Consider the following 16021-nt stretch of genomic DNA (forward strand, 5'->3'; position numbering starts at 1 on the left):
CGATACGATGCTGACGCTGACTGTGATCCGCTTTAACGGAACCCCCCCTTCTCGGCCGCTCGCGGCAACGTTCGATACGGCGGGCGGAACGATCGGACGTGCCGGAACGAATCAGCTCGTGCTCGAAGACGCGGAACGCACGGTGTCGCGGGTCCATGCGCAAATCGTCTGGCGCGACGGGCACTACCGCCTGATCGATCGCGGCAGCAACCCAGCCATTGTGAACGGTACGCCGCTCGAACCCGGCGAAGAGATCGCGGTGAAAGACGGCGATGAAGTGCAGATTGGCGGCTACCAGTTGCGGGCTGCGGTTGCGGACACCGACCCGACTGTCCCTTCCGCCAGCGACGATCCGTTCGCGGGTCTTTTCGGCGAACCGCAGCGTGAGCGACAGGGAGCACACGATGCGGACGGACTCGACGATCTCCTGCGCCCTTCGCCGCGAGAGGCCGAAGCGCTTCCCCGGACAGCTACGCCGCCGCCAATACTCGGCGATGATTTCGATCTCGGCATCGAGGATCCGGCGGCCAATCGGACGATCGACGAGCTGTTCAACCTCGGTCCGGGGTCCGACCTCGCGCCGGGCAGCAGCCTTGAAGCACGAGATTCACCGCTGCGCAGCGCCTCGCCGATCGACGATCCGCTCGCCGCGCCCAATACGTCCCGTGACAGCGATCCGTTTGCGAGCCTGACGGCCACGACGAAGCCTGACCCTCCGCCACCGTCGCAGCCTGATAGTAGCTCCGAACTGCACAGTGCCTTTCCTCTGCCGCGCATGCGGCCAGCGCCGCAGGCAGAACCAGCGCCACCGCAGCAGCCGCCACCCGCGGACGCTTCACAACGGCCGGCGCAGGCTGCCCCGAGTCGCGCCCACCCTGACGCACTGCTCGACGCGCTGTTGCGCGGCCTCGACGCACCGGCCGTGCGAATCGACTCGCTCACTCCCGCCTTGATGCAACTCCTGGGCGAACTGTTGCGCGAGGCGACTCAGGGCACGCTGGACATGCTGCGTGCACGCGCAGCTACGCGGCGCGAGATGCGTACTGAGGCGACCATGATCGTCGCCTCGGACAACAACCCGCTCAAATTTTCGCCGAACGTCGAGGCCGCGCTTGCGCACCTGCTCAATCCGGCGACGCGCGGCTTCATGCCGGCCACCGAGGCACTGGCGGACGCCTATGCCGATCTGCGCGCCCATCAGGTGGGCTTCGTGGCCGGCATGCGTGCCGCGCTCGACGGCGTATTCGACCGCTTCGAGCCAGCGAAAATCGAAGCCCGTCTCACGCAGCATTCTCTGCTCGACAACTTGCTCCCTCAGCTGAATCGGCGTGCGCGCTGCTGGGATCTTTTCTCCGAGCTACACGGCCAGCTTACCCGCGAAGCCGCCGATGACTTTCATGCCCTCTTCGGCAAGGCTTTCGTTGCGGCATACGAAGCGCAGATCGATCGCCTGAAACAACGCAAATCGTGAAAGACATCACACTCCGCGGTTCCCGCAGGAGACCATGGTGCAAGTGCAAACGGCCAGCGTGAGCGAGGTGGGCGGCCGCAGCCGCAACGAAGACGCCTATGGCCAATGGCAGCGCGGCCCGCTACTTGGTTGTGTCGTCGCGGACGGCGCCGGTGGCCACGGCGGAGGCGACACGGCCTCCCGCGTGACGGTCGAAACCGTGCTCGCCGAGCTCGAGCACATCGCCACGGCAGGACTGACGCTCGGCTCACCGAACCTGAAGCGCATTCTGTTGCGTGCCAACGACGCAATCGTCGATGCCCAGGAGGCCGGACACGGTCATGCAAACATGCGCTCGACCGCCGTGCTGCTGGTGATCGACGAGACAACGCGGTCCGCTGCCTGGGCGCACTGCGGCGATACCCGACTCTATTGCTTTCGCAACGGCGTGACGAAGGTGCGTACGCAGGACCACAGCCTCGTGCAAAGCATGCTGGATGCAAAGCTGCTGTCGAGCGAGGATGCCCGCAAGCATCCACGCCGAAACGTGCTGTTCTCGGCGCTCGGCACTTCGGAGGACCTTGCAATTGCCGTATCCGGCGAGCCATTCGCGCTCGCCGACGGCGACGCGTTCCTGTTGTGCACGGACGGCTTCTGGGGAGACCTGGACGATGCGGCGATGATCGATGCAATCGGGCGCGCCGAGGCGCCCGCGGCCTGGCTCGAGCAACTCGTGTCCCGAGTGCGCGCCCAGGCACGCCCTGGCCACGACAACTACACGGCAACCGCGGTCTGGATCGGCGAACCGCATCAAACAACGATTCTGCGGCGGCCGTCCGGCGCTTCAATCCTCGCTTAAGCCGCCTGCTTGGCCGACGGCAAGCGTGAGACGAGCCGCAGCGATACCGTCAGCCCCTCGAGCTGATAATGCGGACGCAGGTAAAACGTGGACGTGTAATACCCCGGGTTCCCTTCCACTTCCGCGACCTTGACCTCCGCGGCCGCGAGCGGCTTTTGCGACTTCGTCGTCTCCGAAGAGTTAGCGGGGTCGCCGTCCACATATTGTGTGATCCAGCGATTGAGCCAGCTCTCCATGTCCGAGCGCTCCTTGAACGTACCGATCTTGTCGCGCACGATGCACTTGAGGTAATGCGCAAAGCGGTTGCAGGCGAACAGGTAAGGCAGACGGGCGGCAAGCGCCGCGTTTGCCGTGGCGTCGGGATCCTCGTATTCGAATGGCTTCTGCAGCGACTGCGCGCCGATAAACGCAGCAAAGTCCGAGTTCTTCCGGTGGATGAGCGGCATGAAGCCGTTCTTCGCCAGTTCGGCTTCCCGGCGATCGGATATGGCGATCTCGGTGGGGCATTTCATGTCGACGCCGCCATCGTCGGTCGGAAACGTGTGCACCGGCAGGCCTTCGACCGCGCCCCCCGACTCCACGCCCCGAATCCTCGAACACCAGCCGTAGAACTTGAACGAGCGGTTAATGTTGACCGCCATCGCATACGCGGCATTGGCCCAGGCGTACTTGTTGTGATCTGCGAAGCCGGTTTCCTCTTCAAAGTCGAATTCATCCACGGGGTTCGTACGCGCACCGTACGGCAGCCGCCCCAGAAAGCGCGGCATGGCCAGACCGATATAGCGGGCGTCTTCCGATTCTCGCAGCGAACGCCAGCTCGCATATTCCGGTGTACCGAATATCTTGGTGAGGTCCCGCGGATTGGCCAGTTCCTGCCACGAGTCCATCTGCAAGAGGCTGGGGTCCGCCGCCGCAATGAAAGGCGTATGGGCCGCCGCCGCCACTTTCGAAATTTCTCCGAGCAGCTCGACATCGGGCGGCGTGTGATTGAAGTAGAAGTCACCAACCAATGCACCGAACGGCTCACCGCCAAACTGACCGTATTCCTCTTCGTAGATGCGCTTGAAGATGGCACTCTGGTCCCATGCAGTGCCCTTATAGCGCTTGAGCGTCTTGCCCAGATCCTTCTTCGAGATGTTCATGACGCGGATCTTGAGCATCTCATCGGTTTCGGTATTGTTGATGAGGTAATGCAAGCCGCGCCACGAGCCCTCGAGCTTCTGAAAATCGGAGTGGTGCAGGATCTCGTTCACCTGCTTGGTAAGCTTCGCATCGATTTCGAAGATCATGCCCTGGATCGTGCGGATCGCGTCGCCAGAGATCAACTGGCTTTTCGCGAGTGCCTGCTGCGCGAGCGTTTGCACGGCCGTCTGTACTGCGCTCATTGCCTCATCGCTCTTGGGGCGGAACTCCTTGTTCAGAAGCGCGGTCAGGTCGCTGCCTTCGAGCGCGGAGCTTTGCTGCCCAGCCGTCGTATCGGAACTCTTCGGAATGTCAGACATGGTCGTTTCCCTTCAGGGGCATGCGTCGAGGCAGACGGAGTTCATTCGGCCGATGCGTCTGGTTTTTGCGGGGCGCTCGCGAGCGTCTGCAGCAGCGCTGGATCTTCGAGCACGCGCGCAATCAACTCTTCGGCGCCCGTCTTGCCGTCCATATAGGTGATGAGGTTCGCGAGTTGCGTGCGCGCTTCGAGCAGCTTGTTGAGCGCATCGACCTTGCGCGCGACCGCGGCAGGCGAAAAATCGTCCATGTTCTCGAACGTGATGTCGATGTTGAGGTTGCCTTCACCCGTCAACGTATTCGGCACCTGGAACGCGACCCGCGGGTTCATCGCTTTCATGCGGCTGTCGAAGTTGTCGATGTCAATTTCCTGGAACTTGCGCTCCCCCACGGGGGGCAGCGGCTCGGCAGGTTTGCCCGACAGATCAGCGAGCACGCCCATGACGAACGGCAACTGGATCTTGCGCTCGCTGCCATAGGTCTCGACGTCGTACTCGATCTGCACGCGCGGCGCGCGGTTGCGGGCGATGAACTTCTGACTGCTGGTTGCCATGACCCCTCCCTGCGAGGCTGACGCTCATCCTTCTAAGACGATTGGACTGCCGACGATTGAAAAGCTGCCGTAAAGCGATGCACTGCACCTGCGCTTCATGACGATTTCACGGAGCCTTCATTCCGGCTCCCTACCTAAAATCTGGTAAATCTGCCCCAGGCTGTCGGGGGCAAGATCCTGCATGATCCCGATGAAATCCTTCCCCATTAGTAAGCGTGCCCGCCGGATCAATAGTGGCGCCGGATTGGTCGGCTCGGTGCGTTCGAGGAACGTGCAGACGGCCTCGAGCATCGCCATGGCATCCTCGCGTGTCGCCAGTCGCTGGACGCCCAGAGCGACCGAGGAATCGGGCGCCGAAGGAACCGGTGTAACCGGCATTCCGGTTACACCGATCGCAGCGGTTTCGTCGCCTGTCAGTTTGTTCGCGATCGCGCTGGCCCTATCGGAATGGGGGCTTGGGTCTGCCGCCCCGGGAATTCCTTTGTTAGCCGCGACCGAACGGCAAATGGCTGCGAGGTTCTGGGTAATGCTCAACATGCCCGCAAGACTTGGCGCATTCTGTGAGCCAAAGCGCTCGTTGATCAGACTGGCCAGCGCCTCTACAGTCTGAGGCAAGCTGATCGCGTCAGAAAGCGCCGCAGGATCCGCCTCCAGGGCCTTGCCGAGCACCCCCTGGACAACCTGAAGCGGCAGCACCGGTTCGCCCTCCGGGGCGGCGAACTTGCCATGCGCAATCAGAATTTGGCGCACCGTGAGCCGGTCACCCGGTACGCGGCAGACTTCGGCAGTGCGCAGATCGCGCAAAAGCGTCGCGTGCTCGCCGAACGGCGTGAGCCGGTCCGCCAGCGCCGCGAGCACGTTTGCCCGCAAGGCCGGATCGTTGTTCTCGTCGGCATCGAGCAACGGATACAGCCCGTCCCAGTAACGTTCCAGGAGTCCGAGCAACAGCCGCAGGCCTGCATGAAAGCCTTTGACTCCGTCCACCTGGCAGGCAGCCCGCGAATACATCAATGCGAGACGCAGGTCTTTCGATTTTTGGAGCAACGCGGCGGCTCGCACCAACACTTCGCGCCATGGCGGTTCCACTTGCTCCTTCTCAAACTGGCGCATCGGCTTCTCGGTCGCCATATCTTCGAGTTCGAGAAATTCCGCGTCGTAGTCCAGTTCGACGCCGCAAGGCGGCATCGATTGTGTCTCGGCGAGCAGAGGCTCCAAATCAAGCATTAATGTCCCCAAAGTCAGAACTCGTCACAGCCATGCTGGCCGTTGACGACCAGACAGCTATTTAGATTCGGCCGCGAGCGCACGCGCTTCCACTCGACTGCCAGCGTGTCGGAGGCGCCCTCGGGTTGCTGAAGCGCGAGGATCGGCGCAGTCGAACCGACACACACATTGATGCCGCCCAGGTTGCTTTCGTAAACGAAGCTTTGTTCCTGGGCGGTAAAGAGCGGCTGCAGACCGCTGCGGTTGAAGGGCTGCCCGTTGAGCGGCAGCGGCGGCGGCTGGGTCACGGTTGTTTGCTGTGTCACCGTCAGCGTCCCTGCCGTGACGGTGATGAGGTAGCCATCTGGCGAGAAAAACGAACCAACGATCGGATATTGTCCCGGTGGCGAACCCGCCGTGGCCGTCGTGGTCAGCGCTCCCGCCAACAATGAATTCGTCGTCGTATCGCCATTGATCAGGCCGGCGACCGTAAATGTAAACTGAGGATCACCTGCGCCGACAAAGCGGGTGCCATCGCCGATCGTGAAGGTGAGCGTCGGTCTCGCGACATAGACAAAATGGTTGGCATCAAGCGGTACCGTGCCGGGCCAACTACAGGTTCCGGGGAACGTGCAACCATAGTAGTTCGGGGTCGTGCCACCGGGATTCAGGCCACCGCGCGTTTCGCCGATCCAGCTCGCTTCCCAGATGTGCCACGCGTTGCCCGCTGTCAAGGTGCCGCCGCCGACGTTGTCGAACTCGCCGTTTTCCATTATGAGTTCGATCCTGCCGCGGGCCGTGATGCTGGTTGGTATGCCGAGTGCGCCAAGGGAGATGCCTCCGTTGAGAGATGTCGCCTGAAGGTCGCCTGTCAAGTTCGCGCTGGTTGCGTTGATCGGTACAAATTGTCCGGTGCTCCTGTCATAGGTCTGCGACGTGGCCGGTCCGATGGTGAAGCTTCCTGGCTGGGAGAATATGACAGTGCCAGCAGACGGAATGGCTAGCACGCCCACATTGTTTCCTGGATCAGTCAGCGTGAAATTGCCGCCCCCCGCGAGCACGAGGTTCGCTGCCTGGATTCCGCCAGGGTCCGTCACAGCGCCACTCGACGAAAGCGTCAAGGTATGTCCGGGTAACGATGCGCCGAACTGCAAATCAATGCCTTGACTGCCGGAGCCGGCACTCGCCAACGTCAGATCAGTCGAGAAGACGGGCCTGCACAGTCCGCCGCTTGCGCTACAACTCGTGCCGCCCACGGTAATGCTGCCCGTCTGCTGGTTGCTGCCGAGCACGATCGTCTGAAAGCCCTGGAACGCGCCGAATGTCGTCGCATCGATACCAAGTCCAGAAGCGGGCGTGAACAGGCCGATCAGCGCGGCATTGGCGGCGACGAGCTGAAAGGATGTGGGGTCGACGCTGCCTGGTACGAGGGCCAAAGTGCCGCCGGGCGCGGAGACGGTGCTATTCGATATCGAAAGACTCGAGGGACTTCCAGCTGTCCCGGTGTTGAGCGCGCTCAGGACTACCGAGCCGCCTTGCCCTGCCGTGATGCTCGACTGGTTGCCCACGATCACGCCGGGCAGAGGCTGATTGGTGGAACCCGCTATGCTGATCGAGGTGCCCGGGCCGGTTGCCGTTACGCTCGAGCCATCCTCAATGCCGACACCGGAACCGCGACTTATCGGGTTGGCGGTCGGCGGGAAATACGAGCCTGTGGCGCCGGGTGCCGCCCCCGTGTACACCCCACGTATATCGATCGAGCCCAGACGGGTCGTTACTCGTGAAGCGTCAATGACGACGCCGGCGCCAGGCGGGGCGAAGTACGGGTCAGAAATCGGCCCGACCGCGGCTCCATACAGCAGAATCGCACCGCTGTCGGTGCTCAGGCTCGAACCCTGCACCAGCACGACACCGGCGCCGCCCTGCGGACCCGCTGTCCCGAGCGCGCCTTCGACTTCCAGCTTGCCAGCTGAGGTGGTGACGGAGGACTGGCCGCCGATATATACAGCGTCGGTATTCGGGGCGCCGTGACCATGGATCGTCACACTACCCGAAGTCCCAGGGGTAGCACTCGCCGTCGTGATACTCGTCTGGTTCAGGCTAATGGAAGCGCCGTCGAATGAGCCCGGCTGTCCTGGGATCACTCCGAGCGACACATCACCGCCGTTCGAGGCGAGCAACACGCCTTGCGAAAACTGGATGGTTTGGCCTGGCGTCGTTCCTCCTGAGTTGGCATCAAACACCATGTTGAGTTTGCCCGCCGTCGATGTAATGCTATTTCCTGCGTCAAAGAGTGAGCCCGTCGCGCTCAATGTCAGCGTCGCGTCCTGGCCACCCGTTTTCTGGATTGGGGCATCGATGCTCAGGTTGGTCGGCAACCGGTCCAGGTCGGTCAGTGCTTGCAACTGGACGTCGCCGGCCAGCGACGATGTCGTGCCGTCGACCACACTGGAATTATCAATCGCCAGATCGTAGTGACTCGACTTCGCGGGTCCAACTGCGAAGCTTCCCGGATCGGAAAAATAGACGCCTCCAGCATTCACCAGCGACAGCACACTGACACGATTGCCCGGGTCGGTCAGCATGAAGTTCCCGTTGCCGGAAAGTATCAGACTATCTGCCAGAATGCCCCCTGGCGCTGTGACGGTGCCCGTCGACAACAGCGCAAGCGTGTGACCGCTCGTCATCGAGGCGCCGCGCTGGAGTTCAATTGCGTCGTGGCCTCCGCCGGAGCTTTCCAGCGTCAGATTCAGGTTGAAGTTTGGAGCACAACCAGCAGGGTCGTCACAGCTCACACCACCCACTGTTATCTTCCCATTCTGGCCCGAGCTGCCAAGTATGAGCGTGCCAAAGCCCTGCAACGCATCGTAGGTGGTCGAATCGATGCTCAATCCGCTTGTTGGGGTAAAGAACAGGCCGATCTGCGCACCCACATTGTCGATCAACTCGAACGTGTTCGGATCCACGCCGCCCGAAATCAAGACCACGTCGCCGTTAGAGGAGCTCAGGATACCTGAAGCTACCTGGAGACTGGCGGTCGTGCCGACGCTCGAACTCCGCAGCACGATGGTGCCGCCATTACCAGCGGTGATCGAACTGTTACTGCTGGGCAACACCTCGATGCCTGGATTGACCTGATTGGTCGATCCGGTGATCTCCACCAGCGTTTTGTCGCCCATCGCGTGGATGCTCGAAGAATCTGCGAACTCGGCGCCCGGCGTAGGATCAGTGCCGCCATCAACGGCCCCGGCGTAATTACCGCGGATATCGATCTTTCCCGTCGACGTGGTCAGGGATGCATCGCCGAAGTAGACACCGGCACTTGGCGGCACGGATGTATCGGGCACCGGGCCTGCCGCCGCACCGAAAATCTGGATATTGCCTGTCGACGTAGTGACGCTCGAGCGATCCGAGAAAAAGACGCCGCCGAGCCGGGACGCCTGACCGGCGCCGGCGCTGCCTTCAATGTCGACCAGCCCGGCGGACGTGTTGATCTGCGAGAGCCGAATGTTGACCGCGTCATCGTACGTGGTGGTGGTGTTGGGGATGGGGATGGGGTACGCACCTTGACCGTGAATCAGGACGGCCCCACTGTAGGCGCCGCTCGGTGCCAATCCGCTAGTGTCGATCCTCTCGTTACTCAGGTAGATGGACGCGCCGTCCGAGGCCGTTGTGCCCGCTGTTGACACTGACGCCTGCGGCACCCCGATACTGACCAGGCCGCCATTTGTCAGGATCTCCCCACCGGAAAGCGTGATGGAGTGGCTGCCAAGCGTAGCACCGCTCAAATTCGCATCGACAATGAGGTTGAGCCTCCCCGAGGTCGAAGTGATCGAGCCATTGAGCGTGATCGAATTGGCCGCGCTGAGTATCAGCGTCGCATCACCCGCGGAGGCGTTCGCGCCTTTCGTGATGAGCTCACCGCTATCGAGCGTGATGTTGCCACCGCTACCTGGGCCGCCTGTACCTGTGGCGATGGTGACGGACGTACCCTGCGTCAGTTGAGCGCTGATGTCGCTTGGCGCTATCGTGCTATCTGCGTTACCTGGCGCGAACATCGCAGGTGTCGCCGCGCCCGTTGACGGCGTGAATACCGCGTCGGTTGACGTGGCTGAGGTTATTTCAAGGTTGTACGGATCGATCAGCCACGTCCCCCCTGCTCCCTTGGGCGCCGTCGCATCAATCTTCGCCCCCACCGTATCGAGGTAGTGCCCAGACGTCTCGATCATCCCGCCATCGCCGCCTTGCGCTCCGCCTCTGGCCGACAGCGTTCCATACAGCCGAGCCGTATTGGCCGCATACGCAACGAGGTGCCCGCCCGGCCCGCTCGCGAGCGCATCAGCGTGAATCTGCGCATCCGGCGCCATGTAAATCGCCTGCGCGTTGCGGATGTCGGAATCCCCGCCGCCCGCCCCGCCACCGAACCGCACGCGCCCACCGCCCGCCGCCCCGCTCGCATCGACGCGCGCTCCGGACAACAGTGCAACGTTCTGGCCAGTCACATCGATCTGCCCGCCGGTCAGTCCTGTTCCGCCCGTCGCATCGAGCGTTCCCGCCACCTGCGTGACACCCTGTGGCCCGCCGTCGAGCACGATGCGGCCATTGCGCTCGGCGATGCTTTGCGCGCGCACCACGCCAGACTGATTGAGTACCGTGGACGCGAGCGCATCAGCGCTTTGCACCGACATGAGCACCTGGCCGCCATCGGCGGCGAGCGTCCCCGTATTCTCGAGCGACGCCTGAGCCGACGGGCCGTTGATCTTGAGCATCGTGAGACCGTCGCCCGCGAAGTCGAGCGTGATGTCGTTGCCCGCGCCCATTGCCACTGTGCCGAGCTTCGCGATCACGGTACCGCTGTTGCTCACCTGCGCGCCGAGCATCGCCACCGTGCCGCCCTCGCCGGCCTGGATCGTGCCCTGGTTAGTAACCTTCGCGCCTGGCTGCCCAGGAACTGCCATGAAGTGATAGCGCCCAGCCAGAAAATCAGAATCTGAAATGCCAAGCGTCGAAGCGACAAGCGACCCGACGTTCACCGATGACCCCGGCGAGAACATCACGCCCGCCGGATTGACGAGAAATACCCGGCCGTTCGCATTCAGATGGCCGTAGATCACGCTCGCGTTGCTGCCCACTACGCGATTGAGCATCACCGCTGACGCATTCGGCTGCTGGATGTTCACCGTCTCGTTGCCGGCAATCGAGAAGCCCTGCCAGTTGACGATTGCGCTGCCGGACGTCTGTGTGATCGGCAACGTGTTGTTCGCGGCCGCGCCAATCGCGACATTGCCGGCGGCGACCTGTCCGCCGGTCGGCAGCGCGAAGGCTTCGGCGCTGACGAGCAGAACCAGCAGCGGCAGGAGCCGAATCGATAATGGATCGCGGTCCGCCACGCCATAGCCAACTGCACGCTTCTCCAGCTTCCGGCGGGCGCGCTCTCCCATCCGCCGGCGCTGCCGGTCCGAAACGCAGGACGTGTCGTTCATGGCGAACTCCTTCAGAACGGCTTCAGAACGCCTTCGATAACTGCACGTAAAGCCGCGGCACCTTGTCGTCGCCGGTCGTGTCGGCCCGCGTGGTACGCCAGGCGAGACTTGCGTCAAGCGTGATTCCGGCAGGGCCGGTCCAGTACACCGCAAGACCTGCTCCGCTGCGTGTGACGGTATTGGCGCCCTGCCCCGGTATAGAGCGCGCGTTATATCGACCCACTCCAATATCGAAGAATGCGGAAACCGTGACTGCTGAAATGACGGCATAGCGAATCGAGGCCGTCGCTATCAGCCCTTCATCGACCACGGCCTCGTCAGGCGAATAGGCTCGCACCGCGTGCGGGCCACCTAGCGCAATGCGCGACGAGCTATCAAGATTCTCGTTGGCCCACTGCCCCGACACACCGAAAAACACACTCCACTTTTCGGTGATTGCGTTGAGGCGATTCGCGAGCATCGTCATACGAACGCTCGTGCCCTCCGTATGGCGCCCGTCGGGCGCTTGATCGAGTGCGAGGGCCTCGGCATTGTCGATATTCAGATGACCGACGGCGAGTTCGAGCTCCGCACTGTTGAAACCGCCGCCCAGAAAACTGTCCCGGCTTTCATAGGAGAGTCCGACGCTGCCGAGCGTGAGCTTCTGCGGATTGGTAAAGCCGGCGACGCCGACATTGTCGGTCAGCGAGCGATATTCGATCGCGCCGCGCAACAGCAGGTTCTGGCTGCGAGAGCGGATCAGCGGATACGAGACGGAACCGGTGACGACGTCGGCATTCCCTTGTGCATTGAGCGACGCAAAATCCTGACCCAGGTAGTAGTACAGATGTGAATAGGCGATCCCCACGCGCGTGCCGTTGCTGTCGACCGGCGCGTCATAGCCGATGCGGCCATACACGGTGTCAGAGCGCTCCGCCCACAGCAGGTTGACGTCCAGATTGTCGCCGATGCCGAACGGTGAGTTCAGTCGGCCAACCATGCCAAGGCGCCATTGGCCAGCCTGCGGAGCACCATAGTCGTCGAGCGACACGCCAAATTCCCAGCGTTTTGCTGGTTCCACGTTCACGGTCAGATCGACCGTACCCGGCACGCTACCCGCCTCGAGTGCCGACGTGACGCGCACGCCGGGCACGTCCGATAGCAGCAGCATCGTTCGTTCGAGATCACGCTGGAGGAGCGGCTTGCCAGGCTGGATCGCTGCGAGCCGCGCGCGCAGCAGGCTCTCTCGGACTGGCGTGTCTGGCGCGACATTCAGATGTACGCGACCAATCTTGCCTTCGAGCACAGTGAGCGTCACGTCGCCGCTGGTCACGTCCTGAGGGGGAACCACGACCTGGGCAAGCGCGTAGCCGCGCTCGTGATACGCCTGCGCGATGCGCGCCGCCATATCGTTCAGGTCGTTCAGGCTGACCTGCTGTCCGATCTTGCTGCTCACGAGCGGCAACAACGTCGCGGTGGAAAGCGTCTCGTTGCCAACCAGACGAATGCTATGAAGTTCGAACGTTTTCCCTCCGGCCACTGCAGGCGGGACAGTCGGCGCTTGAGGCAGCGCGCCAGCGTTCCCGGGTGGCGGCGCCTCGGGAACCGGGCGAGTCTGCTGGTTCAGGATGGTGCCGGCGCTGGGGACTTGCTGAGTCCCCGCTCCCGGAGCCTGCTGAGCCCATGCCCCGGTACAGAGTGCGCATGCGAGCGTCACTGGCAGACAGTGTGCCGCAGCGCGGCCTGTCACCGCGTGCAGCGCTTGATGCCGTCGGCACGTTTTGGGCCTTAAGAACATATTCTTGTTCACGGAAACTATCTCATTGCGCCACGGCAAGGCGCCAGCCGCCCATCAAATCGAACGGAGCCCAATAAAACGGATGCGAGAACTTGCTGTTTGCGAGCACCGCGAGCTGCGCCTTGCGCATCGCGTCGATCGCCTCGTCGCCGCCCGTGAGCGATGCATAGAAGGTGTGCATGGTCAGCTCGGTGGACTCGTCGGCGACGGGCCACATCGAGACGATCAACGCCGAAGCGCCCGCATAGAAAAATGCGCGTGTGAACCCCATGATTTCGTCGCCGCGTTCGATGCGGCCGAGCGCCGTTTCGCAAGCCGAGAGCGTGACGAGTGCGACCTCGTTGAACTTGAGGTTGTAAATATCTTCCGCCAGCAGTGAATCGGGCCCGTCTGCCGGCTGCGATGCGGGCGCAAGCAGGATGCGCGAATGCAGCGGATCAATCGTGTCCGCTTCGGCATGCGTAGCCACGTGCACGACGCGGCCAGTGGGCGCCTTGTCGTCAAACGCTGTGCGCGTCACGGCGCTTTTCAAAAGCGTCTCTTTTTTGGTGAATAGCGGGGCGATGCCGCGAACCTCGGCTTCAGCGCCAGGCAGGTCGAACTCCGGTGCGATGCGCGGATTGCCGAACGCCACGAGATCGCTCGCGACACGCTGTTGCCGGTGCACGAGTTGGATCGCGACGCTCGCCGATGGCGCGAGCGCGATCGGATGCTGCTGGATCAGGTATTGCTGCCCGGTGCGCAACGCCTGAAACGGCATATAGTGCAGCGCGCCGTTGGGCACGATGATGAGACGTTCCTCCGGCCTTAGGCCTAATGGGTCGATCAGCAATGTGCCGAGTCGCGCGCCATACGTCAGCGCTTGTGGACGTCCGTTAATGATGGCGTTGCGAAAGTCTTTGACCGCGAGTGCCATGTCCTTTTGCGCCACCGGCAGCGTCACGCCCTTGAGTCCGTCGCTACGCACCACCCAGACGATCATCTCCTTGGGCAGGCTTTGAAACTCGACGATTGCTTCGTTTGGCCGTAGCGCCGCGCGCACTTCATCGAGTGAGAGCACGCGGCCGTTCAACTGCTGTGGATCGACACGGGCGGCGAGGCGGTTGCGCACCACGTCAAGCAGGGCGCGTGCGCGGCTGCGCTCCGAGAGCGACCACGCCGTTTCATAGTCCCCGTCCTCTACGACGAGCGCGATGGTTTCCTCGAACACTGTTTGCGTATCCGCGAATAAACCAGTCTTGAACTCATCGCTGCGAAAGCGTGCACGAACAGACTCCGAGTCGTCGAGAGCCTGCAACCATGCCTCGCGGGCACGTGCACGATCCCCCATGGCCAGATAAGCTCGCCCCATGCCCTCGTGAGCCCACAGGTTTTCGTAGCTCGAATCACCCTTTTCGCTCTTGGTGACGCCTGCCGAAAACGCCGCGAGTGCCTCCTGCGGTTTGCCCTCAGCGAGCAGGAGATTGCCTTCGATACGGCGGTAGAACGGGGCGAGCAAACTGTCCTTTGCCTCGCTCGCCTCTCCAAATGTCGCGCGCGCCGCGGCGGTGTCCCCGGCGGCGATCTGCCCATTGGTCAACGAAAGCAGTACTAACGGGCGGTAGCGCGGTGAGGCGACTGCGAGCGCGGCGCGATATTCGCTTATTGCGGTGGTGGGGTTGTCTTTGCGCAGCGCAATGTCGCCAAGCACCTTGTGCACCGGCGCAAGAACCTGCTCGGGGTTGTTCTGGCCAATTGCCAGTGCCTCGCTGGCGTAGCGTTGGGCGTCATCAAGGTCGCCCGCGTAACTATATGCAATCGCGAGGTCGCGTTTGGAGAGCGCGAGCAGATTGGTGTTGTCGGTCTGCTGCGCTACAAGCAACGCGCGCGAAGCGGCCTCGATGCTCTCCCGGAATTCGCCGCGTTCAGCAGCCGCGACTGCCATGCTGCAATATGCGTAGCCATCGAGTTTCACCTGGTCGCGCTCGAGCAGTAGACGCCCTTCCTTCGTGAGGGACTGTATCGTCTCGGCGTCGCGCGCCCGTGCTTCCGCCTCCCGTGCAGCCGGTGTCAGGGGCTTGTCCTGTGCGTACGCCCAATGCGCCGCGCCAACGAGTGTGAGCAGGCAGACGATCAACCCAACGACCGCGGCGAGCGCACGAGGTCCGATTGCGCAATTGGCCGAACGTCGCTCCCTCGCACGACAGCAGATTACGCTGCACCCAGCTGGAGCAGGAGCAGCGTCTCCCTGGCGGGACGACAGGAGATCCTCGATCGGATTCACGCTCGATTCCGTCGGAAAGTGTGAAACGCGGGCATTGCTCATCGCGAGGCAGCAGCGGACACGAGACGTCTGATCTCCCAGCGTCCCGGGTTTCACTGCACTGCTTTCGGGTTAAACGAACCAGCGGGAAAATTTTCAAAAATGCTTCTGGCAGATTCGTATGCAAGACAACATTGCCCGGCAATGTGGCGTCTGCCAGCGCCGTTCCTCGCCTAGAATGCGTTCCTGCAAGCCGAATCCAGGCTGTGCCTGCAAGAGGGAGACGCCATGCAAAGGATCGAATCGACCGCGGCGTACCACGGAGCGTTGCCGGGCGTCATGGCCTCGCATGTGCCTTGCACGCTCCCCCATGCCAACCTCCGCCGGCTTGCTGGCAAATGGTTGAAGTCTGTTTTCTTGTCCGCGCTGCTCCTGTCAACCGCATGCAAATCGCCCCCTCCCCCTCCTCCGCCAACGGCCATCAAGGTCAACGTCGTCGTGCTCGCAACCGCGAACCCCGATAGCAAAGGCAGGCCTTCGCCCATTGTCGTGCGCGTCTATGAGTTGAAGTCCACCGCCGCGTTCGACAGTGCCGACTTCTTTACGCTATACGGTAAGGACCAAGCGACGCTCGGTGCTGATCTCAATGCCAAAAACGAGTTCCTGCTGCGCCCAGGAGAGAGCAAAAGCTTCGAACAGGTCGTCCAACCCGGCACGAAATACGTTGCCATTGTCGCCGCGTACCGCGATATCGAACGCTCGCGCTGGCGCGCCGTTGCGCCTGTGCCGCCGAACCGGACCACCTCGCTCGCGGTGAAAGTCGATGCGGCAGACGTGGTCATCGGCCCACCTTGAGATGGCGGTGCGGCTTGCGGATGGATCGGTCATCGGCAAGGCGCCTCCTTCTTTGCAAATTTTGTCCCGATCGATCGTTTTTGAGGATGGGCGCTCCGC

9 protein-coding genes are annotated in these 16021 nt (G+C 62.5%); 3 read left to right on the plus strand and 6 right to left on the minus strand.

Annotated elements, in window-relative coordinates; all coding sequences use genetic code 11:
* The first annotated feature begins 7 nt into the window (after positions 1-7).
* Positions 8-1471 (plus strand): type VI secretion system-associated FHA domain protein TagH, encoded by a 1464-nt coding sequence (gene tagH / locus L0U83_RS35210; protein WP_233888758.1) that lies wholly within the window; start codon positions 8-10, stop codon positions 1469-1471.
* A 34-nt stretch (positions 1472-1505) separates the two neighbouring features.
* A complete protein-coding gene (locus L0U83_RS35215; protein ID WP_233888759.1) occupies positions 1506-2309 on the plus strand; it encodes a PP2C family protein-serine/threonine phosphatase in 804 nt (267 codons plus the stop codon).
* Here the strand turns inward: L0U83_RS35215 and tssC are convergent.
* The 6 genes from tssC to L0U83_RS35245 form a co-directional block, all read right to left on the minus strand.
* Complete coding sequence (gene tssC / locus L0U83_RS35220; protein ID WP_233888760.1) at positions 2306-3811, minus strand: type VI secretion system contractile sheath large subunit; 1506 nt, start codon at positions 3809-3811, stop codon at positions 2306-2308. The two genes, L0U83_RS35215 and tssC, sit on opposite strands and share 4 nt — an antisense overlap.
* Before the next feature lie 41 nt (positions 3812-3852).
* Positions 3853-4362 (minus strand): type VI secretion system contractile sheath small subunit, encoded by a 510-nt coding sequence (gene tssB / locus L0U83_RS35225; RefSeq protein ID WP_233888761.1) that lies wholly within the window; start codon positions 4360-4362, stop codon positions 3853-3855.
* 117 nt (positions 4363-4479) lie between these two features.
* Entirely contained in the window at positions 4480-5586 is a 1107-nt protein-coding gene (gene tssA / locus L0U83_RS35230; RefSeq protein ID WP_233888762.1) for a type VI secretion system protein TssA, read from the minus strand.
* A 14-nt stretch (positions 5587-5600) separates the two neighbouring features.
* The gene (locus L0U83_RS35235) at positions 5601-11048 is read right to left on the minus strand and encodes a two-partner secretion domain-containing protein (RefSeq protein ID WP_233888764.1); all 5448 of its coding nucleotides are present in this window, start codon (positions 11046-11048) and stop codon (positions 5601-5603) included.
* A 22-nt stretch (positions 11049-11070) separates the two neighbouring features.
* Positions 11071-12567: a ShlB/FhaC/HecB family hemolysin secretion/activation protein gene (locus tag L0U83_RS35240; RefSeq protein ID WP_233888766.1), complete on the minus strand. Its 1497-nt coding sequence runs from the start codon at positions 12565-12567 to the stop codon at positions 11071-11073.
* A 280-nt stretch (positions 12568-12847) separates the two neighbouring features.
* Positions 12848-14941 carry a CHAT domain-containing protein gene (locus L0U83_RS35245; RefSeq protein ID WP_233888767.1) on the minus strand — a complete coding sequence of 698 codons (2094 nt, stop codon included), beginning with the start codon at positions 14939-14941 and terminating at the stop codon, positions 12848-12850.
* Positions 14942-15355: 414 nt separating this feature from the next.
* On the opposite strand from L0U83_RS35245, the gene tssJ reads away from it, so the two are divergent.
* Positions 15356-15922 carry a type VI secretion system lipoprotein TssJ gene (gene tssJ / locus L0U83_RS35250; RefSeq protein WP_233888768.1) on the plus strand — a complete coding sequence of 189 codons (567 nt, stop codon included), beginning with the start codon at positions 15356-15358 and terminating at the stop codon, positions 15920-15922.
* Positions 15923-16021: the final 99 nt, after the last annotated feature.

Source organism: Paraburkholderia flagellata, assembly GCF_021390645.1.
In the GTDB taxonomy this organism is placed as follows: Bacteria; Pseudomonadota; Gammaproteobacteria; order Burkholderiales; family Burkholderiaceae; genus Paraburkholderia; species Paraburkholderia flagellata.